We start from the raw sequence: 25,584 nt of genomic DNA, 5'->3' as shown, positions 1-25,584 counted from the left end.
TCTCCTTTTAAACTACTCCTGCATTTCGCTGATTTTAGCAACTACACGTTCCTCAATTTGGTGAGCAAAATCACGTAGTTGAGAAAACGTGAATAAAGTCCCTAAGGGAAGTTCAATTGGAAATATCTCTTTAATCCGGCTAATTACCCTCGATGCCATCAATGAATCTCCGCCAATTTCAAAGAAATCATCTTCTGTCTGAATTGTTGTACTTCCAACAACTTCCTTCCAAACTTTTATAACTATTTCCTGAATTTTAAGCTGTAAATCAACTTCTCCCTCTGGTTCCGGAGAACTATATTTGGCAGCTGCTACTTCTTCAAGGATATCTTTTTCAATTGGTTTATGCTCCTTCACAATATCGATCCAAAACCGTTGATGTTCAAAGGGATAAGAAGGCAAAGCAATTCGTCGACGTTCTCCCTCTAGGTTCAGTTGAGACCAAAGAACTGTTACGCCCGATAACCACAATTCTCCTAGAACACTTAGAATTCTGCTTATAATGGTCTCTCTCTCCCCAGCGTTACTAGAATGAATTCCAATAATTTGAGGATTATATCCTTGCAAATGCACTTTAGGTAATGTTGTTAGCAAAGATTGATTGCTACCTATTTCTAGGAATAGATGATTTGGAGAATTAAATAATCCCTCAATTTCCTTGAGGCTTAATACAGAATCTTGCGTTTCATTAGAAAATCTATCCCAATAATCAGGAGCAGAAGTATTTTTCCCTATCCATCTTCCTAAATCCACAGAAAAAATCGGGGTTTTCAATTCTGTCTTCATTAAATTCTGATAAGATTTATAATAGGGAGAATGTTCCTCAGTGTGCATATCACTTCTTTTAGCTACCATTTCTAAAGCATCTCGCAAGTCCAACACTCCTACTAGACAGGCAGCAACATATTCCCCTATACCTTGAGCAATCATAAATTCCGGATGAATGCCTAAGTCCAACCAAAACTTTCCTAGAGCATAGTTCTCTATAAAAATTGCGAGATCTAGTACTTTATTATGAATCTTTGAAGTACTTCTGTTTTCTATATCTGAAGCAAACCATAGCTTTTTGATATCGTACTCCAGCCAGGACTCTGTAAGCTTACAGCATTTATCCACTTCTTTAGTAAATAGGGGCTCCGACTTATAGAGTTCATTTACATAATGCTGATTTTGTGCATACTGTCCAGATAAAGTGAATATCACTGAAGGGGAAGTTGTCACCTCTTTGGGCTGTTCCCCACCATTAGAGTAGTTTCTTAATTGTTCTACTGCATTATTAATATCACTAGTCAACAGGACTCTACGGCATGGAAACTCAGATCTGCCAACCTGAAGTGTGTAAGCAGCATTTGCTAACTCTTCGTTTGTTTTCCCTTCTAACCATTGAGCTAAACGAAACGACATATTCTCCAGTGCTTTGAACGTTCTTGCAGATAATATAATTAAGTGCTGTGCCATAATAGATGTTGATCCTTTAGTAAATGGTGCCTGCTCTAAAATAACATGTGCATTCGTTCCCCCTACGCCTAAAGCACTTACCCCTGCTCGAAGCGGAACCGGACCATTCCAATTCTGCAAATTGCTGTTAACATAAAAGGGGCTATGGGTAAAATCAATTTTATGATTTGGTGTTTTAAAATGTAAAGTTGGTGGGAGTTGACGATTCTTAAGGGATAACACCGTTTTAATAAAACCAATGACCCCTGCCGCTGCATCCAAATGTCCTATATTGGATTTGACTGATCCCAAGGCGCAGTATTCATTTTTTTGTGCTCCATTATTTCGGAAAGCTTTTGATAGAGCACTAACTTCAATAGGATCTCCTAGCGGCGTTCCAGTTCCATGAGCTTCAATATAAGATATGCTCTCCGGTGACACTTGTGCCCTATGCAAAGCTTCACTAATTACATTAGCCTGACCCTCAACACTCGGGGCAGTAAATCCAATTTTCTTCGAACCATCGTTATTAATAGCTGAGCCTTTAATGACTGAATAAATCGTATCACCGTCTTTCAAAGCTTGAGACAACCGCTTTAGAACTACGACTCCACTCCCCATTCCCCCAATAGTTCCGAGCGCTTCATCATCGAAAGTTCGACATTGCCCAACTGGAGAGCTAATTTCGCCTTCCCTATAGAGATACCCATCCATTAGAGGAGAGCGAACTGTAACTCCACCAGCTAACGCAATCTCACAATCGTTCATAAACAAACCCTGACAAGCCATGTGAATTGCCACAAGTGAGGTGGAACAAGCTGTTTGAATGGTGACAGCAGGCCCTCTCAGGTTCAATTTATAGGCTGTACGGGTAGCTAAGGAGTCCTTATCATTGTTCATAAAAATGCTGTACATCCCCACCATATCTACGTACTGACGATTTGGCAAAAGATTATTGAGTAGATACGTGTTGAATGCAGTCCCTGCGTATATGCCAATTTTCCCTTCAAATCTAACAGGATCATACCCAGCATGTTCTAATGCCTCCCATGTATTCTCCAGAAAAATCCTATGCTGAGGATCCATTACTTCCGCTTCACGAGGTGAAACATGGAAAAATCCAGCATCAAATTGATCTGCCCCCTCTAAATATCCTCTAGCTGCAACATAGTTGGTACGGCTTACATTGGATACATCAGCACCGGCTTCAATCAGTTCCGCCTCACTAAACCAACGAATAGAATCAATTCCATCCTTTAGATTATTCCAAAATTGCTCTGCTTCTTGCGCTCCAGGAACACGGCAAGCTAAACCGATAACAGCAATATCTTCCTTTATCAACTTCTGATCATCATTTCCTGGCGAAGCATTTGAATCATTAATCCCCTTCTGTTCTTGTCCACTATGGATGCTTATAGAGGATTCGAGAGCATGCTCACTCGTTAAACGTTGAGCAATTTGCTGAACTGTGGTGTACTGAAAAAGTTCAATTAATTGAATATTTGTATTCATGCCTTTTTGTAATAATTCATGAACACGGGCCAACAATAGAGAATGTCCACCAATATCAAAAAAGTTGTCCGTACTACTTATTTTTTCTTTTCCTAATACTTGCATCCAAACGTCCGCTATGTATTTCTCTAGCTTGTTTTGAGGAGCCATAAACTCATGGGAGCTTGCGTAATCCAGAACCTCAGGTAAAGCTAAGCGATCTACTTTTCCATTTCGAGTAACTGGAAATTTTGTCATACAGATAATTCGTACTGGAACCATGTAATCAGGCAATTTTTTTTTGAGTGCTCTAATAAGCTCAGGTTCCTTTATCTCTAATTGTTGATCTACTGTTACATATGCGATAATTTTGGATTCTCCTGGTAAAGTTCCCCTTGTTACTACCACCGCTTCTTTTACTCCTGAATGCGCCGCTAGTAGCGTCTCGATCTCCCCTAACTCGATGCGCAATCCTCTAATTTTCACTTGATTATCTTTTCTAGATAGATACTCTATATTGCCATCAGCTAAAATCCTTGCAATATCCCCAGTACGATACAGTCTTTCCCACTGTCCTGAATGAACCTCAACTTCCACAAAATTATTTTCCATTAAATCAGAACGAAAAATATAGCCCTGAGATACACCTAAACCACCTATATAGAGCTCTCCTGGCACACCAATTGGCATTTTTTGTTGATTCGCATCAAGAATATATACATGAGTATTTGCAATTGGCCGACCAATAACCGGAGAACCATCATGAATTCCTTTTGGAACTACACCATAAGTAGCTACAACTGTTGTTTCAGTGGGGCCATAATGATTAACTAATTGAAAAGGTAAACTGATGTCCGGAAACCGATGAAGCTTGTCTCCTCCCGTAAGCATTGCCCTTAAATGTGTCGACTTAGGCCATGTAAAAGTAAGCAATACTTCCGCCAATGGTGTTGGTACAAAGCTGATATTAATATGGTTTTCTATCAACCATTGCTGAAGTCTCTGAGGAGACAAACGAGTTTCTTCATCAGCCAGATAAATTGTCCCACCTACCAAAAGCGTTGGCCATATTTCCCATACAGCAGCATCAAAACTGACTCCTGCCAGCTGTGAGGTTCGATCTTCTTGGGACAAACTGTATGTTTTAATATGCCAATCAATTAAATTCATTAAATTGGAGTGGGTAACCCCAACCCCCTTAGGAGTTCCCGTTGATCCTGAAGTATAAATAACATACCCAAGCTCATTAACGGGATTTTCAAGAGATACCATTTCAGAGGTCACATTTTCACTTTTCAATAACTCACCGAGGCATAGAACTTTTGAGCTAACAGGTAACCTCTCTTTTAACTCATCCTCCGTAATAACTACTGCCACCCTTGCATCTTTCAACATATATTCAAGTCTATCTGGTGGGTGGCCAGGATCTAAAGGAAGGTATGCAGCACCCGCCTTCCAGACCCCCAGCATAGCTACAAGTATTGAGATACTTCTGTTCATGCAAATTGCTATTACTCCGCCTGCACTCTCCTGCAATAGTCGTAATCGATGTGCCAATAAGTCCGCAGCTTTATTCAATTCTCTATAAGTTATAGATGAATATTGATCTACAGCTGCAATTTGAAATGGAATTTCTTGTGCTATCCGTTCAAAACAATGAAGAACACTGTGTGTTTTTGAAATTGGGACCTCTGTTTTGTTCCATAAAAGTAATTTTTCCCGTTCCTCATCAGGAAGGATGTTAAAACGAGAGAACGAAATGTTTGGACGTTTTGCCGCTTCACGCAGTAGTTCCACATAATGTGTGGCCATCCGCTTAATTGTTTCTTTATTAAACAAGTCCGTACTGTATTCAATAACTATGCTAGCCCCCTTGAGACTTTCCCGAACAACAAAGGTCATATCATATTTAGATGTTCCCTGATGTTCCATCATGAGTTTCCCTTTTACACCCGCCATAACCCAATCTTTGTCTGAACTATGTTCTGTAGTGAACATAACTTGAAACAAAGGAGATCGTCCATGGCTACGATCAGGCTTAACAGCTCGCACAACCTCTGAGAATGAAACTTCTTGATTAGAGAACGCATCAAGAGCCACATTCTTTACACGCTGAAGAACTTCTGTAAATGTGGGATCCCCCGACAAATCTGCTCGGAGTACAACAGAGTTAATTAGCAAACCAATTAAAGGCATGAGTTCAGAGCTATCTCTACAAGAAACCGGAGTACCTACTAAAATATCTTCTTGCTGGGTATAACGATGTAACAGGATATAAAAGGTGCTAAGAAGTGACATAAATAGAGTGGCCCCTTGTAACTGGCCAAACCTTCTTATGCTGTGCATTACATCATCGGGAATAGGGAATTCTAATGTAGCTCCTTTGCCTGAAACGATAAGTGGACGTTTATTATCTATCGGTAAATCAAGAATTGGAAGGTCCCCGGAGAGTCTGCTTTTCCAAAATTCTAATTGTTTATCAATTTCTGTTTTTTTTGAAAATGAGTGGCTGTCTCGGGCAAATGCTGTATACGTATAAGAAAGTTCCGGCAGAAGAGAATCCTCAGAATTCACAAACATCTCATAGTGTTGTCTCATCTCTTCCAAAAACTTGTCCATTGATACTCCGTCAAATACAATATGATGTACCAAAAATATTAGCACATACTCTTCCTCAGCGAATTTCACTAGATTGAATCGTGCTAATGGACCCTTGCTAAGATCAAACTTCCTTGAATACTCAGATTCAACAATTCTCGGAATTATTTCCTCACGAGTGTTTTCTTCCAAGCTACAGTTTAAAAAAGGAAGTTTCATCGGTGTAAAAGGCAGTATCTGCTGCTCTTCGACCCCAAACTGATTAGTTACAAACACAGTTCGGAGCGTTGCATGCCTCCGAATAATTTCATTAATACTTTTCTCCAATGCATCCAGATCTAGCGTTCCTAACAATTGAAGAACATAAGGCATGTGGTATTGAGTATGATCTGGGTATAGTTTTGAAATAAATAACAATCCTTGCTGCTGGCTAGAGAGAGGGGCGCACGAGTCATCCGAAAGCTCATGTTCTTTTTTTTGCAGTTTTTTTCTGAGTAGTTCACGTTTCTCTTCGCTAGACAAATGTATCAAATTAGTATTCATTATTCCCAACCTTCTTCTATTAAAGATAATAACAATGTATCCATTTCGTTTTCAGAGAGATGATCAACGTCGATAGTCAGGTTGTTCGAATTCAACTTAGATGAAATCTTGGTGTCAATTTGATAGGCCAATTGCTTGACTGTCGGCTTATCAAACAAAAGCCTAGTAGGGAATTCTATATCAAATGTTTCCCGTATAAGAATAGCCATACGTGCCAAGCTTAATGAGTTTGCTCCCAGCTCAAACAGATTATCCTCTATACCGATATCTTCGAAGCCCATTATTTCTTCGACGAGTCTTGCCACTGTTCGTTCGGATTCTGTTCTTGGCTCTACACGTACTGACTGTCGTTCTAGAAATTTCACATCCATTTGTTCCAATGCCTTGCGGTCAACCTTTCCGCTTGACATAAGTGGAATTTTATCAATCTGAACTATTACAGGCAGCATATACTCTGGTAGCCTGCGTTCTAAATATTGCATGAGCCTGGAAGGAACTATGTCTTCTTGACTATGTGCCGTGACAAAGGCAATTAGTCTATTGTTATGAGGGTGATGCTCTTTCACAATAACTACCGCATCCCGAACACTTGAATGAAGTCCTAGCGTCTTCTCAATTTCACCTAATTCTATTCTGAATCCTCTGATTTTCACTTGCTGATCCATTCGCCCCAGAAATTCGAGGTTTCCATCTGATAGACACCGAACCCAGTCTCCGGTTCGATATAACTTAGCTTTGCGATCCTTAGAAAAGGTATGGAATATGAACTTTTCATCAGTTAAATCTTGTCGGTGCAAATATCCTTCTGCCAACGAGGTACCCCCAACAAATAATTCTCCCGGAACTCCTATAGGGACCATTTCTCGGTTTGCATCCAGCACATAAACTTGCGTATTTGCCAACGGCTTACCTATTTTAACTATCTTATTTTTGTTGCGCTCAGAAGGCCAGTAAGTTGCATTAATAGAAATTTCAGTTGGACCATATCGATTATGAATCTCAGCAGGTAGTTTCTCTAGTAATCTTTCTAGCAGTTCATAAGGCAAAGTCTCGCCTCCACTGAACACAAATTTTAATGAAGTGCAATTAGAAAAATCAGCCTCATCTAACATAAGTTGAAGCATAGAAGGAATAAAATGAATCATGGTTACACGATGCAAAAGAATCATTCGAACCATATATTGGGTGTCTTTATGTCCCCCAGGTGTTGAGATAATAAGTTTAGCCCCTGTCATCAAAGGAAGAAAAACCTCCCATACAGACACATCAAAACTAATTGGCGTTTTGTGAAATATAGTATCTGTTTCACTGACACTATATTCTTCTTTCATCCAGTGCAACCTGTTACATATAGCTCGGTGACTTATCATTACTCCTTTAGGCTGACCAGTTGTTCCTGATGTGTACATTACATAAGCCAGACGATCAGATCCGGATTCTCTCATAGGATTTGCCTCTTGCCCCTCATGAGGTATCATTCTCTCCTCATCTAAATATAAGATAAGATTTATATTATATTTCATATCTCCTATAACTTTTCTATCTGTTAGAAGAATTTTTATCGCTGCATCTTTCAGAATATTCTCGACTCTTTCTGATGGATATGTAGGGTCAATTGGTACATAAGCTGCTCCTGATTTGACGATCGCTAACATTGCAATTACCATTTCTAACGAGCGTTCCATGTATAAGCCAATAAGAGTGTTTGATGATGCACCCATTTGTTGCAAACGGTGAGCCAATTTATTAGCTTCTACATTAAGTTCATGAAATGTCAAGTTGTTGTTATGGTTAATCACTGCAATTTGATCAGGCGTTTTGGCAACTTGTCGCTCTATCAAGTCTGCTAGGCAGAGATCAAGCGGATAATTTCGTTCTGTAGAGTTTAACAAAAGCAATTTTTTTTGTTCCCACTCTGTCAATAAGGGAAGAGTCGAAACACAAATGTCCGGTGACATAACTGCTCCTGATAAAAGCATTTGAAAATGTTCTGTCATTCTGGACACAGTCTTAAAATCATACAAATTCGTATTATAGACAAGTCTGCCTTCTAATCCCGTACTAGTCGATATTATTTCTAAGTTAAGATCAAATTTTGCAGTTTGATTGTCTATATCTTCTTGGACCCAATCTGTATTTCCGACCGTCCAAGATCTCACTTCTTCTGATTGAAGAACAAACATAACTTGAAACAAAGGATTATAGCTCATGTTACGTTCTATTCCTATTGCCTCAATAATGTGTTCAAAAGGAATATCCTGATTTGCATAAGCTTCTAGAGTTATTTCCCGTACTTGAAGAAGCAAGCTACGGAATGTTCCTTCTCTAGTAACATTTAACCTTAGAGGTAATGTATTAACAAAGAATCCAAGAACCTCTTCTAAGTCACTTCGGTTTCGATTAGCAATTGGGGCACCAATGACTATGTCTTCTTGACCTGAGTACCGATACATTACTGCGTACCAAGCTGTTAATAGCGCCATAAATAGAGTAGTATCTGTTTCCTTGCACAATCCTTGCAGTAAATTAACCAAAGGCTTCGGGATTGAGAACTTACATTGTGAGCCTGAAAAATTTTGAATAGCAGGCCTTTTATAATCTAAAGGAAGTTCTAGTTTGTCTGCTACATTTCTCAGTTTATTTTCCCAATACATTTTTTGCCCAGCAAACCGTTTTTCATGAAAGCAACGATTTTGCCACTCACTAAAATCAGAATATTGAATAACGGGTTCAGTAAACTTAATTCCTTGCTTTTGTATAAGCTGTTCATAAAATATTTTTAATTGCTTTGTGAAAATTTGCATGGACCAGCCATCTGTTATAATGTGGTGCTTCACTAATATAAACCAATTCAAGTTATCCTCTAGTTTAATGAGAGCCGCTCTAAGAAGAGGGGGATTCTCCAGATTAAAGGGTATACGCGCTTGCTCCTGTGCCCAAGACAGTGCGGAACCCTCTCTTTCGTTTTTAGAAACTTCAGTAAAATCAATTTTTTGAATCAGAAGGGGCATTGAAGGAAGTACTCGTTGAGCAGGTTCCTGACCAACTATAGGATAATATGTCCGTAAAGATTCATGTCGGTGAATCATCTCATTTAATGCTAGTTCTAATAGCTCATATTGCAAATCACCCTTAATCTTGTAAATAAAAGGGCAATTATAAGCAGGACTCTCCGGCTCCAACTGCTGTAAAAACCATAAACGTTGTTGTGCATAAGATAACGGCACATCCCCCTTCACTTGACGTGGTACAATTGGAGGCAAGATATTATCACCGGTTGCCTGATCAATCTCCACTGCAAGGTCCTTCAGTATGGACGTTTTAAATATTTGAGCCACACTCACCTCTACTGAGAATGACTCCCTAATATGCGATACTAACTGAGTAGCTAGAAGCGAATGTCCTCCTCTATGGAAAAAATGATCATTACGCCCGATACACTCTGAACGTAGAAGCAGTTCCCAAATTCCAGCTAACTTTCCTTCAGTGTCCGTGTTTGGGGCAATATATTCTTCAACCTCAGAAACATAATCCGGTTCCGGCAGAGCTCTTCGATCCACTTTTCCATTAGGTGTCAATGGGATGCTGTCCACTTTCACAATTACACCAGGAACCATGTATTCCGGCAGAGCGGCAGAAATATCCCTACGCAATTCCAACATCGTTATTTCTGTATTTCCCTCCAAGACTACATACCCTACAAGCTGCTTATCTCCAGGCGTAACTTCGAATGCTACCACTGTAGCTTGTTGTACTGTCGGGTGAGAAACCAGCGCAGCTTCTACCTCTCCTGGTTCAATACGATAGCCACGTATCTTTATTTGCTGGTCTATTCGTCCTAAAAATTCAAGTAATCCATCTTCTCTCCACCTAACTTTGTCCCCGGTACGGTACAGCTGCTCATCAGGTACAAATGGATTACTTACAAATTTCTCCTCCGTAAGCTCTTGTCTCCCCACATACTCTCTGGCTAATCCGTCGCCACCTGTATACAACTCTCCTGGCACCCCTATTGGAACCGGTTGGCCTGCTTCATCTAAAACATAAACCTGTGTATTGGAAATAGGCCGCCCGATCGATACATTTTCTCCCAGATGAGTGCCATGTTGCATTGGATAACATGTTGTAAACGTAGTATTTTCTGTCGGACCATAGGCATGTACCAATATGATTTGGGGATAAGCATCCAAAACCTGTTGCACATGAGCTACCGAAAGAATATCTCCCCCAGTGAGAAGCTGCCTCACCTTGCTTAAAGCCGGTAGCTGATAGTCCACCATTTGATGGAACAATCCTGTCGTCAACCATAAGCTGGTAATCCCCTCTTGTTCGACAAACCTTCCAATCTCCTCTAATGAAGGTCGATGCGCTGGAAAAACTGCCAGCTTTCCTCCATTTAACAAGGCTCCCCAAATCTCCAAAGTAGAAGCATCAAACGCTACCGGAGCCAACAGCATCATCACTTCATCCGGTCCAAATGTTGCATAATTCGTTTCTTTTACTAACCGCACCACCCCTCTTTGAGGCACGGCCACACCTTTGGGTTTACCTGTCGAACCAGATGTAAACACTACATAGGCTAAACTATCCGATGAACTCATAGGAGCTAAATTTTCTTTGTTTTCAGCTGCGAATTCTTCCGTTGATGAATTAAATATGATTAATTGCAAATGATCTTCGTGAAGCCAAAGTTCTTCGCGCAAGTGCTCTTGAGTTAATATAATAGATAACTCAGTATCTTCTATCATTAAATTAAGACGTTCCTTAGGATAACTTGGATCTAGTGGCACATAAGCTCCACCGGCCTTAAGAACAGCCAATAGTCCAACTATAAGTTCTGCTGACCGTTCCATGCTAATGCCTACAAGGTCCCCTTCACTAACTCCTTGCTTCCGCAGATAGGCAGCTGCTTGGTTCGCTCGTTCGTTTAGCTCCACATACGACAGTACATTTCCTTCGAAAACTACAGCCGTTGCTTCTGGATCTCTCTTAACTTGCTCCTCAAATAATTCTGCAATAGTACACTCTGCTGGATAGCTGGTTTTTGTTTCGTTCCATTGCACCAATATCTGGTCTAGTTCTTCGTTATTTATGTACTTTAATTCTGATACCGGCACGTCTGGTTTCCTCAGGCAATTTTCAATTAAACTTTCAAAGTGTCCCAGCATTCGTTCTATGCTTGATTGTTTGTATAAATCCGTACAATATTCCAGTGTCCCAGTGATACCTTGCTCTGTTGATATCATTTCCATAGTCAAGGAGAATTTGGAGGTTCCTGTTCCAGTCGCAATTGGACGGAGGTGTAACTCCTTACTCTCCATCTTTTCTGCATAATCAGTTTGAAGCACAAACATCACTTGGAAAAGTGGTGCATAAGCTGGATTGCGATCCATCTCTACAATCTCTACTACCTTGTCAAAAGGAATGTCTTGATACAAATATGCCTCTAAAGTAGTTTCCTTTACTTGGCCTAATAATTTTCTGAAACTTAGTTCTTTCATTCCGTTTATTCGTAAAGCCAATGTGTTAACAAAGAAACCAATTATATTATCAGTCTCTTTTTGTGTCCGATTCGCAATAGGAGAACCAACTACCAGATCATCTTGTCCTGAATACCGATATAGTAAGACCGACCAAATTGAGAGTAGGGCCATATATAGCGTGACCCCTTCTTGTTTGGAAAACCTCTTTAAATCTTCACTTAGTTGAGAAGAAAGAGAAAATGATTTATTTTCACCTCGTATGCTTCGAGTTAGAGGCGTAGGAAAGTCTGTAGGAAATTCCAAATACGATGGTATCCCTTCAAGCTTCAACTTCCAATAATCAGCTTGCTTTTTCATTTCATCCGGTTGCAGCCAATTCCGTTGCCATTCACTATAATCTGTATATTGAAGACGTTTACCTAATATTTCAGACATCTCATTATTACAAAGAGAATCATACAAACCGAGCCATTCTTCAAGAAAAACCCCCATAGACCATCCATCAATAATCATATGATGAATGTTTAAAAAAATATAAGATCGCTCTTCCTCCAGCCGGTAATGTGTTACACGAAGTAGGGGGGCAACAGAAAGATCAAAAGGAGTCTTAGCTTGTTCATTTATCCTTTGTAACACCTCTGTTTCATATAACTCGCTATTACCAGTGTGGGTTTGATCAATCCAGTTTATCTTTTCAATTATTACTTCTACTTCAGGCAAAATCCGCTGTAGAGGTTCATGTCCTCCCATCGGAAAGATGGTCCGTAAAGATTCATGCCTCCGGATCATTTCATTCAAAGCTTGTTCCAGTAAAGATTCCTTTATTTTACCTGTAACTTCATAGGTTAAAGGAACATTATAAAGTGGACTCTCCGGCTCCAACTGCTGTAAAAACCATAAACGTTGCTGTGCATAAGATAACGGCACATCCCCTTTCACTTGACGTGGTACAATTGGAGGCAAGATATTATCACCGGTTGCCTGATCAATCTCCACTGCAAGGTCCTTCAGTATGGGCGTTTTAAATATTTGAGCCACACTCACCTCTACTGAGAATGACTCCCTGATATGAGATACTAACTGAGTAGCTAGAAGCGAATGTCCTCCTCTATGGAAAAAATGATCATTACGCCCGATACACTCTGAACGTAGAAGCAGTTCCCAAATTCCAGCTAACTTTCCTTCAGTGTCCGTGTTTGGGGCAATATATTCTTCAACCTCAGAAACATAATCCGGTTCCGGCAGAGCTCTTCGATCCACTTTTCCATTAGGTGTCAATGGGATGCTGTCCACTTTCACAATTACACCAGGAACCATGTATTCCGGCAGAGCGGCAGAAATATCCCTACGCAATTCCAACATCGTTATTTCTGTATTTCCCTCCAAGACTACATACCCTACAAGCTGCTTATCTCCAGGCGTAACTTCGAATGCTACCACTGTAGCTTGTTGTACTGTCGGGTGAGAAACCAGCGCAGCTTCTACCTCTCCTGGTTCAATACGATAGCCACGTATCTTTATTTGCTGGTCTATTCGTCCTAAAAATTCAAGTAATCCATCTTCTCTCCACCTAACTTTGTCCCCGGTACGGTACAGCCGCTCATCAGGTACAAATGGATTACTTACAAATTTCTCCTCCGTAAGCTCTTGTCTCCCCACATACTCTCTGGCTAATCCGTCGCCACCTGTATACAACTCTCCTGGCACCCCTATTGGAACCGGTTGGCCTGCTTCATCTAAAACATAAACCTGTGTATTGGAAATAGGCCGCCCAATTGGTACATTTTCTCCTAACTCAGTACCATGTTGCATTGGATAGCATGTTGTAAACGTAGTATTTTCTGTCGGACCATAGCCATTAATCAAGGTGATTTGAGAATGTGTTTCCAAGACCTGTTGCACATGAGCTACCGAAAGAATATCTCCCCCAGTAAGAAGCTGCCTCACCTTGCTTAAAGCCGGTAGCTGATAGTCCACCATTTGATGAAACAATCCTGCCGTCAACCATAAGCTGGTAATCCCCTCTTGTTCGACAAACCTTCCAATCTCCTCTAATGAAGGTCGATGCGCTGGAAAAACTGCCAGCTTTCCTCCATTTAACAAGGCTCCCCAAATCTCCAAAGTAGAAGCATCAAACGCTACCGGAGCCAACAGCATCATCACTTCATCCGGTCCAAATGTTACATAATTCGTTTCTTTTACTAACCGCACCACCCCTCTTTGAGGCACGGCCACACCTTTGGGTTTACCTGTCGAACCAGATGTAAACACTACATAGGCTAAACTATCCGATGAACTCATAGGAGCTAAATTTTCTTTGTTTTCAGCTGCGAATTCTTCCGTTGATGAATTAAATATGATTAATTGCAAATGATCTTCGTGAAGCCAAAGTTCTTCGCGCAAGTGCTCTTGAGTTAATATAATAGATAACTCAGTATCTTCTATCATTAAATTAAGACGTTCCTTAGGATAACTTGGATCTAGTGGCACATAAGCTCCACCGGCCTTAAGAACAGCCAATAGTCCAACTATAAGTTCTGCTGACCGTTCCATGCTAATGCCTACAAGGTCCCCTTCACTAACTCCTTGCTTCCGCAGATAGGCAGCTGCTTGGTTCGCTCGTTCATTTAGCTCCGCATACGACAGTACATTTCCTTCGAAAACTACAGCCGTTGCTTCTGGATCTCTCTTAACTTGCTCCTCAAATAATTCTGCAATAGTACACTCTGCTGGATAGCTGGTTTTTGTTTCGTTCCATTGCACCAATATCTGGTCTAGTTCTTCGCGGTTTATGTATTTCAGTTCTGATACAGGCGTGACAGGATTGCGTACTAACTGTTCTAATAAATCTAAATAATTTTTGACCATACGCTGAAAAATAATTTCCTCGAATTGACTACACTTATAATTTATACATCCCTCAAATTGTTCTGTATTTGAGAAAAATATATTTAGTTCAATGGGCATTTCAATCTGATACAATATTTCTTCAATAGAAGCGATTCGCTTTTCAAGCGTATTGTTAGGTTTCCCCCAGAAGAAACCAGCCTGAAATTTTATTTTTTCAAATTGTTCCTGATTTTTGTATAATTGAGAAGAGATATTTGGCTTTTTATTAAAATGCTCATACAACATCTCTACCATTTGATTCCCGGTCATAACTTTCTCTACTTCTATTAATAACGGTAGAGAAACGTGATCATCATTCTTTTCTTCCATACCACATCCCACTATAAATTTTCTTTCTCCTGAATATCTATAAAGCAATATCATCCAAGCGCTTAAAAAAATGAACTTAGCTTCAATATTTAATTCTTGAGAATATTTTTCTATATTCTTTATTGTATTTTTGGGGATTTCAAAGTTTACTTTACCGTTGTCTTCTAGTAATTGATGATTAATAATGGGAGCTCTTCTGGTAGGCGCTATTAAACGAAGGTCTTGTACATCTCTTAATTTTTCTAACCCTTCTACTTCATCATGCTCTAAATCAAGAATCTCTTTAATTTTCACCATCGTTCTCCTTCTCACAGAAGTGGTTTTTTATATTTATATTACTTTGATTTTTGTAGTCATCCCTTCAAAACAGTTTTTGCTAAATTGACAGAGGAGTCTTCTGACTTATCAGCATTGCGGAGTGAAGGAAAGACGAACATGATTAATGGACTAATCACACCAAACAGTAAACCACTCACGATGAGTACGAATGACATACCTGCTCCTGGACCATTACCAACATATTCACCAAAGAGGTTAGATAAAATCCCCCCTTCTTTAAAACCTGGGATAGCAACTTTATCCGATATAAATGTCATTACAAATACTGCAACAGGAATAGTTACTTGTGCCACCAACTTCATAATACCGAATACACGTCCTTGAAATGCTGGTTCAACCTTTGATTGCCATATTCCTACAGTAAGAACCACAGCAATATTATTAAACACACCTTGTAAAAAACCGGAGATAATCCAAACTGGTAGAGAACGCCCCCATCCGCCTACAACAAACCCAAATAATCCAGAAATAGCCCATGCTAGTAGAGTAAGTGGCACACGATTTTTTGGTCCTTTCCAAATGGTCATAAATACTCCAGACACTACGTTACCGATTCCATAACCCATGAGTGCCCAACCAGCAATTTTTACACTGTTATCTGAAAAAGCAAGTAGCATTGGACGGTACAATCCTTCATATGCACCAAATGCAATATTATAGAATGTCAAAACGAGTACAAAACCAAGCAAACTCATTCTTGCAAACAAATAACGAAATCCATCTATAGTATCTGACAATATTGTTCTTTCATTTTGTTCTGTTGTTTTTTGAGACTCAGGAATCTTAATAAAAATAATCGTGCAGATAATAAACAAAAACGTAAAAATATCTATAAGGAAAATCTGCTCAATTCCGATAAATCCAAGTAACATACCTGCCAGAGCAGGCGAAAGTGTTGTAGACAAACTTGAAGCAGTTTGGTACATTCCATTTGCTCTAGATCTTTGTCCGGCAGGAACCATTAAGGTAATAATAGACATGTAAGCTGGGAATTGAACTGAGCCAACTACTCCTCTTACAATTCCATATAAAATTAATACGAAACTAGACATTACATCCAATGAATGGATTGTTAGTAGTAGCACAGTGGCTAATGAGGCTATAATATCTGTCAAAATAATCATTTTTTTTCGGTTGAATTTGTCTACGAATGCACCTGCAAATATACTTGCAACAATTACAGAGCCATATGAAGCAGTCGCAAGTATACCTGCACTGAGTGCGGATCCTGTTTTTTCATACACCCAAGCAATCAAGGCAAATTGTGTCATTTGAGTTCCAATACCAGACAACAAGCTACCTATCATTAAGATAGCGAAAGACCATAGTCCCTTTTTTGTGGTAAAACTATTTTCGTTCACACAGTCAGCTCCTTATATTCCTTATATCCCAAGGTTTTAATCGGAATATTTATTAATATATAACAATTGACAACCACATTATTTTACCGAATCAAAAATCTCCCTAGAGACAGATAAGTTTTTAAAATAAACCATCAAGCAGATTCTAGGGTTTTAGCGGTAGTTCATTAGTGCTAATAACACCTACTCCGGTAGTTATTGTGGGTATCATTACTCCAAACATAAAGACCATAGTCATTATAAGTAAAGCTGCTCTCCATTTTGTTCTCATTTTCTATCCTCCTGATCATATTTGTATATTTATTACTATATAGGAATTTTTAAACTAACGACCCGCCCATAATTTACTTTAATACATATAATATTCTAAATTACCCCTGATTTTCTTTTGTGGATAATATAAAATATACTAATAAGAATATTTTTGGATGGAGGCCTTTTTACGTGTCAACAAGCTATAAAATGGATTTAAAAACCATAGGGGAGAATATTCGAATCATTCGAAAATCAAAAAAAATCTCTCAAAAAAGGTTATGCCAAGGAATTTGTTCTCAAGCACAATTAAGCAGAATTGAAAACGGGGAGTTAGAACCACAAGCAACTATGTTATATTTTATTGCTGATAGACTTGGTGTAGATATTAATCATCTATTTAGTTTGGGACAGACAGATCGTTTCGATTATGTTACCGACCTTTATGATTTAATTGAGGGGTATACAAATAAACACGAGTACCAAAATCTATATGATCTTATCCGATCAGAGAAAAACAACCCTTTATTTCAAAATAGTAGATATCAAAGATATCTTTCTTGGCATGAGGGAATATGTATATATTATCTTGATCATAATTTTGAGCACGCCTTAAGTTGTATTAAGAACTCAATAAATTCAGAGTTCATGACCGAACAAGATATTCAGATGTTAAATAGCATTGGAGTATTGTATTGCGAAGAGTACCGACTGGAAGAAGCCCTTGCATATTTTGAAAGTGGTCTTCACTATTATTATAAACTTCCTGTTCAATCTAATTACAAAATCTTGGTAAGGATTTTATACAATTACGCAGTGACGCTAACACGTTTTCAACTGTTTGAAAAATCTATTAAAGAATGCCATACAGCTGTAAATATATGCCTTAAGCATTATTCAACATTCTCATTAGGCGAATTATACTATCATATTGGCTATAACTACTCCCTTATTAAGGAAATAACCAATGCAAGATCTTATTATGAAAAATCACTTTATCTTTTTGAAATAACAGATAATACGATATTTGTTCAACATGTATTAAATAAAATAGGTGAGTTGAGTTAAATTCGATTATCTATAATATTACATATAAAGCAATTTAACTTTGTATCGCACATAAAAAGTTACCCTGAAGTATGTCAAGTCAATTACAAGTTATAAGAAACACCTAACAGCGCTTCTTATAACTTAAACAGTTTAAATGCTCTATCCTCAATTTATTTTTCAATCGATATTAATTCAGAACACGTTAACGTTTTGTTAATAATATCAATTATAGAACTCTCAAATTGGTTAATAAAAAAGTGCCCGCCTTCAAAGAAACACATCTTAGGAGCAATATTAAAATACTCATTCCAAGCGTAAACATCCTCGACATTATATTCTTCATGCAGCCCATGTAAAATAGTAGCCGAAACTGATATTTTTATCTTCGAGAAAGAATGAGTTGCGATATTTGTAAAATCAGAGCGTACAACCGGTATTAGTATTTTCAGAAAATCTTGGTCGTTTAATATTTCTTCCGGAGTCCCCCCCATAATTCTTAAGGTGTTTATTAGTTCTTGATCTGACTTAAATTTGTAATTCATTATTCTTAGGTGCGGTGCCCTAGTACCGGATAAGAAAATATGTTTCAAGTTAAATGATTTAAGCTTTTCAAACAATTCATACGCTATGTAACCGCCCATACTATGTCCAAATACCGCAAAAGGAGTATGATCATGAATACTGCTTATAATTGATTCAAATATATCATCTACCATTTGATTGAAATCGATGTAGTGACCTTCAGAAATCCGTTTCCCTCGACCTGCTAATTCTAAGGGTATAAGCTGAATATCTTCGTTTAGTGAATTTTTCCACTTCACATATGATGCCGAAGAACCCCCTGCATAGGGAATACAAAATAATTTTATCATTAGAACTTCACTGGTCCTTTATATAATTTTATTAGACATTCATAAACATTTTTAACTTTGCGTTATCATCGAACAATTAATTTTTTTATTTATTTTCCTCTCATTTAATACTATTATTTTTTTTGGAAACCTTGTTCTTACAGAGCAACAAGCAATTTTATAACCAGTATCAAATTCATATTGCTTACAATAGTAGATAGTTGAATCATAATGAATATATGGATATTCATCATTGAATATAACAGTGAACGAATTAAAAGGTATGGATAATCCCTTACCTACTAACTTCACAAAACTTTCCTTACATGTCCACAAATCGTAAAACGAGATATTTTCATTTAGTAATTGATAATTCTCATCTTTTGTAAATAGTTGTTTGCAATCACTTTCAGTGACTCCCAAAATTTCCTCTACATCAATACCAATAGGATAATTATCTATTGCACATATTACCCATTTTCCTGAATGAGAAATGTTAAAATGAATATTTTCTCCTCCTACTAAAAATGGTTTACCAAAAAGATTTCTAGAAATTGCTTGTTCAATTAACGCCCCCCCCTTTAATTCAGATAATAATATTCGAATTATTACTTCTCCTAACAAAGATCTGGTAATGTCATCATTATTTTTATATTTTTTTATACTCAGCACCCTACTTTCTGGAATATAACCCCAAAGACTGTTAATAAAATATTTAGAAACACTCTCGATATTAATTGCGTAAATTATTATTTTGTTTCCTCCTTTAGTTAATTGATGTACGCAAGTCAAAAACTTAATTCCATAACGAATGTTAAACTTCAGCATGACTCATCGCACTTGTTTAGCATAAAATCTATAAATTCAGGTTACATCACTTCTTTCCATAAAAAAATCCATTAACTGTAAAACCACTACACAATTACTTCCCATAGCATGGATCTAGATAGACAGATTTTATGATGATAATATTAAGAATACAAGGAATAATATTTCATTAAAAGAATTAATTCCCTTTAGATTCATTTCATCATAATCAACATTTTTACATTTTATATAAATTTTCGCTATAAGACTTTTCCAAACCACAAAAATTCACTTAATAATGGGAATATTGAACTATGATTCCACTCAAATAAACAATACGGTAGTCGAATTATATTAAATACGAGGTAACTATATCTTCAGCTATAGAAAAATTGTCTTTTGAAATAATTAAATTGTGTCTGATATGGATCTTGATACTTTTCGTTACTTTCATATACGTATAGCAATTGAATATGGAACTCATAAACTTCTTTGTATTTCACAGTAAAACTCTCCTGAGCAACTAAAAGATAATTTTCAATAATGCTTTAATCAGCTATTCTCCCCTACTTGAATATACAAAAAAGCAACTCCCTGGTTGGCAAGTCGCTTTTAAAACACTCTATAGTAAATCTTTAGTTATTATCTAAGATCTCACCGCTTCGCCTTATAAAACTCATGATACAGCTTCATCAGCGCCCGCTTCTCAATCCGCGACACATAACTCCGTGAGATCCCCAGCTCCTTGGCAATCTCCCTCTACGTCCTCTCTTCTCTACCAGTATCCAGTCCAAACCGCCCAACCACAACTTCTTTCTCCCGATCATCCAAAATATCAAGGTTACGATAAATCTTACTCTTCTCAATCTTCAGATCCACTTCTTTAATAACATCATCGGCTTCCGAGCCGAGGATATCGATAAGCGTAATTTCATTACCTTCCTTGTCTGTCCCAATCGGATCGTGGAGAGATACGTCTTTACGGGTTTTCTTCAACGAGCGAAGACGCATTAAGATTTCGTTTTCAATACAACGAGCGGCAAAAGTGGCTAGCTTTGTGCCTTTGTTCGGGCGATAGCTCTCGATGGCTTTGATCAAGCCGATGATGCCGATAGAGATGAGATCCTCTATGTCTTCACCAGTATTGTCGATTTTTTTGAGGTTGTGATATGTACCAATGTAAAAAATAAACTAAGAGCAATTGGTAATGAAGCTCGTTGTTTCACTATTTACGATTGTACTTCATATATATATGTTTCTAATAACCTGTATCCATTCTTGTGATACGGGCAAATTGTAAAGGATATTGCACCAGTGAAATTGAGAAAATGAATGATCGAGAATTTAACTATGGATGACTAATTATCGGAAGTATAAGGAGTTACTAGTCTTTTTCTAATACAGTCAAAAGCAACTTTTCCATACATATTCCATCTTCCATCATTCAAATCAAGGCGTATCCTTCTGATTTGATTTCATTCGATTTTTCAAATGACCTATAAAGATCTGACCACTTTCAGAAGGATCAACTCTCTTATTAACAGCTTTATGAATTGAATCGACTTCTTTTGCAAAATAGTAGGCATTGGGCCCAAAACCCCAACTCCTTTTTAAGGGTCTATAGTACTTGATAAGAATTATCTTAGCTTCATCTTCCTCATATCCTAGAAGCTTAAGTTCACGAATAACTTCTTTAATATAGGGTCTATCCATCATATGTCTTTTTTTCGAATGTACCATACAAATTATACTCCTTTCCTTTTTCTACATTTACTCATTGATCTGTTGTGTCATTTAAAGTATTCTTCTGAACACCATTTAATTTTAAATGCTCTACTTTTCTCATGGATTTTTAAGAGCTGATTTAGAACAAAAATACGTTGAACAATATCTTCAGCTATGAAAAATTGTCTCTTGTAATAATTTATTTGTGTCTGAAATGGACCTTGACACTTCTCATTATTTTCATATACGTGTAGTAGCTGAACGTGGAGATCATAAATTTCTTTGTATCTCATTGTAGCACTCCTCTAATAGCTAGAAAGTTATCAAACTCTTGTACTTATGAACTATATATTTAATTAACTTTTCCAACGCAATAATGATAATAAAAAGCAACTTTCCCGAAGAAAAGTCGCTTTTAAAACATATGGCTTCTACCGATTTTAATTAATTCACACTATCTCGAATTTAGCGCTTCGCCTTATAAAACTCATGATACAGCTTCATGAGCGCCCTTTTCTCAATCCTCGACACATAACTCCGCGAAATCCCCAGCTCCTTCGCAATCTCCCGCTGGGTCCGCTCTTCTCCACCTGTATCCAATCCAAACCGCCCCACGACAACTTCTTTTTCCCGATCATCCAGAATATCTAGGTTGCGATATATCTTGCTCTTCTCGATCTTCAGATCTACTTCTTTAATGACATCATCAGCTTCGGAGCCAAGGATATCGATAAGTGTAATTTCATTACCTTCTTTGTCTGTCCCAATTGGATCATGCAGGGATACGTCTTTACGAGTTTTCTTCAAGGATCTTAGGTGCATCAGAATTTCGTTTTCAATACAACGTGCTGCAAATGTGGCTAGCTTTGTCCCTTTGTTCGGACGATAACTCTCAATAGCTTTAATCAGGCCGATGGTGCCGATGGAGATCAGATCCTCCATGTCTTCTCCGGTGTTATCGAATTTTTTCACTATATGGGCAACGAGCCGCAAATTATGCTCAATCAACAAATTGCGGGCCTTGGCATCTCCCTCAGCCATCATCCCTAAGTATCGGCTTTCCTCCTGCTCCGAGAGCGGTTGTGGAAATGCATTATTCCTTACGTATGATACCAGCAGCGTCAGTTCTTTGATCAGCAACGCAATCGTGCTTAAGAATCCAGGCAACTTGGCGACACCTCCCGCACTTGTACAATGAAACCGATCTGTTTGCCTTACGGGTTCATGGTCATCCTTATTGTATGTGGGCGTGCGCCTAGAAGTGCCTGTACGGGGGAAATTGTACAACCACAGAAATTTATTTTTCATACGAGAAATCAGTCATACTCTACTCAATTACTTGTCTTTTTAACACAATGTTGTTAGCGGTAATTCTCACTCTCTTTTGATAATAAATTCCGCTTCACTAGACGTAAAAACCTTTATGATGTCCTTATCAAAAGTAACCTTCAAAATAGACTCAGGTGATTGTTCAAGAATACCACCGCAAGAATCTCCCGACGGATCACCGTATACAGCCGAAGCCAGCCAGTGGATTCCAGGCTCAAGGAAAGTCGTCAGTGTAGGCAAAACAGTCCGGGGATGAAGCAGGTTTGTGTTGGCATTAGGCCAAATTAGCTCAGCCTTTTCATAGCCGATCAAACCCTTGACTCCGCTTGTTCCCCATGCTGTAGATACTGCGGCGGTTGTAAGGCCGATCTGCTGTTCCACCCCCGCTTCCTGACCAAGTGCGAAGCCGCCCTCTGCAGCGTCCAACGGTCGTCCGGTCTCGATCCGGTGTATCCGAATATGCCAGGGCAGCCCAGCAACGATCCAGGTCCGAACCTCCACATTAGTCCATGGCTTCCAGACGGAGTGCAGCACATTGTCCACAATTTTTGACTCCATATTCCGCCGTCTGACCCGATACAAGTTGTCCCCGCTCTCACTTAGAGCGAGCATGGAATCAAATGCCCCTTGAGACAATCCCCATTCGGAGCGGGGTACGCTGAACCCGAAGCCTGTTGAGTATACGAATTTCTCATACTTGGCAGACGTGTGGGTATGCTCATTCGTATATAGATGACCACTGTTGAAGGCAGCGACATGGCCGGAAGCAGGTTCGCGGACAATGACAAGATGCGCAGGTTTCTGGACTATAACTGCAGGAATATCCGGCAGCGGCAGTTCCTCTTCTTTCCAGAATGGATGCTCCGCGCTGAGAGCCAATGGCAGGAATGTCTTTAACGCCCAGTAGGGCGAACCGGGAGCGTTATAATTCTCCGCCATGACCAAGTTGGGGTAGGTATAACCAATCGTCAGAACGCCTCCGGCATCAAAGATCGGTTGGCTGAACCACCAGCGCAAATTGCGCAGTACTAATCCTTTGACCACACCTACAGGGAATACTTCAACGCCTGCATAGACGAGTGCGCTCCAGAAAGCAGACTGGGCAAAGCGGTAGGTTAAGCTCCTTCCATAAGGAAGGGCAGATCCGTCCGGAGCGAACCAGCCCAAGAATTCGGTGGCAAAAAGCCGGGCCCGTTCTTTGAACACCTGTGAACGTTCCGGGTCCTCCTGTTCCATCAGCTTCGCGTACAGTAACGCATAGTAATGGATGGCAAAAGGAACATAATAATCGCTATGCCCGTTAATTCCATCACTGTACCAGCCATCACCCAGATAAAAATCATCCATTCGCTTCAGATTGTTCTCTAGCTGCTCCGCGTCGTAGGGTCGGCCGATTCTGCGGAATCCGACATTAACTAGCACGTTGAAGAACAGCCAGTTGCAGTCATAGCAAGGATGGGAATTAATCTGATTCAGCCAGCTGTACAATTGCTCCTGTTCCTTCTGGGTAAGTGGTGACCAGATCTGTTCAGGAATGGCGGCTAAGGCGAAACCGAAGACCGCCATCTCTACCAGACGCTGGTCATAATCTTGAACTTCACCCCAGTATTCTTCATGGGCAGGATCCGTGCCGTGGCGTATGCCATCCAGCACAGTATCCCAAAGCCCGTTTTCTCCGCCTCCCATGAGCAGGGGCACTAAGCCCCACAATACCCGGGAGAAACCTTCCATTTCTGCAGTTGCTGCTGAATAGCTGGCTCCTGTTCCGCCGATTGCCAGCCGTGCGCCGCCTCTGCTGTAGAGCGGCCGAAGCGGATCTGTAAGCTGTTCAAGAGCAGAGACCAGATCCTCCCGGGTCTTTAGCGGATTTTTAGCAATAGTCGTAAAAGTCTTTTCAGTCTGCATTATATGCCCCCTATTCCCAGTAGAACGGTCCGGCATCTTTTAGCCGGGCTAGCGCTTCGACATAGAAGAAATCACCATAGATAAGCGGAACATCTATATTCCGATCTTCAGGATAGTTACTCGTACCATGAAGCAGCAATCCTTCTTCTTCTGCATTGTCCCAAGTTCCATAATTCCGATAAAGGGATTCAGTAATTCTTATAGCCCCGTTCCGATACACATGAGCCTCCGAGTCGTCCACCTGGCTAGCTAACAACAGCAAGCCACTCGCTGCACAGGAACCAGCAGAGCTATCACGAATCTCGCCAACTTCACCGGGAGCACGGAAATCCCAATGTGGAACGTGATCTTCGGGCAGACGGGTCAAGAAGAAATGCGCGACCTGCTTGGATGCATTGAGGTAACTCTGTTTGCCCGTATGATGATAGGCCAATGACAGTCCGTAGAGCGCCCAGGCTGCCCCGCGCGACCAAGCCGACTCGGGCGCATAACCTTGCCCGCCAAGCTTTTCAACCACTTCGCCCGATTCCGGGTTGAATTTGACGATGTGATAAACCGAACCATCCGGCCGGATGAAGTGCTCCAGCACCGTATCCATATGCGCCTCAGCGATATGCCGATAACGTGGATCCCCTGTTACTTCGGAGGCCCAAAAAAGCAGGCTGGTATTCATGCAGCAATCGATAATGGCTACCCCGCTGTTATCCTCGCCTTCACTCCATGGATTCCAGGCCCGGATGTAGCGTCCTTTCAGATTGAAGCGGGCCGCCAGATAGTTGGCTGCCTTCAACGCCCGGACTCGTGATGCTTCTCTGCCCGTGAGCTTGTAGTTCGCAACACTGGTCAACAGCCACATAAAACCTAGGTCATGGTCCAGCTTCACATAACCATCCAGCACCTCGTCAAGCCGTTCCTCACACTGCTCAGCAATCGCTTTCAAATCCTCATCACCACTCTCAGCATAGAGCTGCCAGAGCATTCCCGGCCAAAAGCCAGCCGTCCACCAGTTTGGTGCTTCAAGCACGTATTTGCCGCCTTGACTGGCATGGGGGAATTCTGCACCGATTCTCCGGCTGTTCGTTCTAGTCTTCTCCAAGGCTTTGCCCCAAGCCTCGTCTACCCAAGCTTGCTTTACTAATCTACTCATCTAAATCCCGCCTTTATTCGAATTAGCCTCTACCCTCTGATAGAGGA

Annotated in this window: 10 protein-coding genes and 1 pseudogene; 1 reads left to right on the top strand and 10 read right to left on the bottom strand. The window is 39.8% G+C overall.

Annotated features, from left to right (window positions below; translation table 11 throughout):
- Positions 1–12 precede the first annotated feature (12 nt).
- The 3 genes from MHH63_RS26965 to MHH63_RS26955 are packed head-to-tail and all read right to left on the bottom strand — an operon-like array spanning position 13 to position 16,471.
- Positions 13–6,069, bottom strand: a complete 6,057-nt coding sequence (locus MHH63_RS26965) for a hybrid non-ribosomal peptide synthetase/type I polyketide synthase (protein ID WP_341172270.1) — start codon at positions 6,067–6,069, stop codon at positions 13–15.
- Positions 6,069–15,068 (bottom strand): non-ribosomal peptide synthetase, encoded by a 9,000-nt coding sequence (locus MHH63_RS26960; protein WP_341172269.1) that lies wholly within the window; start codon positions 15,066–15,068, stop codon positions 6,069–6,071. Before MHH63_RS26960 ends, MHH63_RS26965 begins: the two co-directional genes overlap by 1 nt.
- A 56-nt stretch (positions 15,069–15,124) precedes the next feature.
- On the bottom strand, positions 15,125–16,471 hold the full coding sequence (locus tag MHH63_RS26955; RefSeq protein WP_076192925.1) for an MFS transporter: 1,347 nt from the start codon (positions 16,469–16,471) through the stop codon (positions 15,125–15,127).
- Between the two features lie 444 nt (positions 16,472–16,915).
- On the opposite strand from MHH63_RS26955, the gene MHH63_RS26950 reads away from it, so the two are divergent.
- A complete protein-coding gene (locus MHH63_RS26950; protein ID WP_076279535.1) occupies positions 16,916–17,791 on the top strand; it encodes a helix-turn-helix domain-containing protein in 876 nt (291 codons plus the stop codon).
- Positions 17,792–17,943: 152 nt separating this feature from the next.
- On the opposite strand, the gene MHH63_RS26945 is transcribed toward MHH63_RS26950, so the two are convergent.
- The 7 genes and pseudogenes from MHH63_RS26945 to MHH63_RS26915 form a co-directional block, all read right to left on the bottom strand.
- A complete protein-coding gene (locus MHH63_RS26945) occupies positions 17,944–18,645 on the bottom strand; it encodes a thioesterase II family protein (RefSeq protein ID WP_076192929.1) in 702 nt (233 codons plus the stop codon).
- A 51-nt stretch (positions 18,646–18,696) separates the two neighbouring features.
- Positions 18,697–19,452 carry a 4'-phosphopantetheinyl transferase family protein gene (locus MHH63_RS26940; RefSeq protein ID WP_076192931.1) on the bottom strand — a complete coding sequence of 252 codons (756 nt, stop codon included), beginning with the start codon at positions 19,450–19,452 and terminating at the stop codon, positions 18,697–18,699.
- A 633-nt stretch (positions 19,453–20,085) separates the two neighbouring features.
- Positions 20,086–20,598, bottom strand: a pseudogene (gene sigK / locus MHH63_RS26935) (RNA polymerase sporulation sigma factor SigK); the annotation flags it as partial.
- A 282-nt stretch (positions 20,599–20,880) separates the two neighbouring features.
- Positions 20,881–21,171, bottom strand: a complete 291-nt coding sequence (locus tag MHH63_RS26930) for a hypothetical protein (RefSeq protein WP_076192933.1) — start codon at positions 21,169–21,171, stop codon at positions 20,881–20,883.
- 450 nt (positions 21,172–21,621) lie between these two features.
- Positions 21,622–22,323 (bottom strand): RNA polymerase sporulation sigma factor SigK, encoded by a 702-nt coding sequence (sigK, locus tag MHH63_RS26925; RefSeq protein WP_036675850.1) that lies wholly within the window; start codon positions 22,321–22,323, stop codon positions 21,622–21,624.
- A 207-nt stretch (positions 22,324–22,530) separates the two neighbouring features.
- On the bottom strand, positions 22,531–24,390 hold the full coding sequence (locus MHH63_RS26920) for a DUF2264 domain-containing protein (protein ID WP_339247172.1): 1,860 nt from the start codon (positions 24,388–24,390) through the stop codon (positions 22,531–22,533).
- Positions 24,391–24,400: 10 nt separating this feature from the next.
- The gene (locus MHH63_RS26915; protein ID WP_339172204.1) at positions 24,401–25,537 is read right to left on the bottom strand and encodes a glycoside hydrolase family 88 protein; all 1,137 of its coding nucleotides are present in this window, start codon (positions 25,535–25,537) and stop codon (positions 24,401–24,403) included.
- Between the last annotated feature and the right edge of the window lie 47 nt (positions 25,538–25,584).

Source organism: Paenibacillus sp. FSL H3-0310, from assembly GCF_038002785.1.
GTDB classification, from domain to species: domain Bacteria; phylum Bacillota; class Bacilli; order Paenibacillales; family Paenibacillaceae; genus Paenibacillus_AQ; species Paenibacillus_AQ odorifer.
This window is presented reverse-complemented; position numbering and strand designations above follow the sequence as displayed.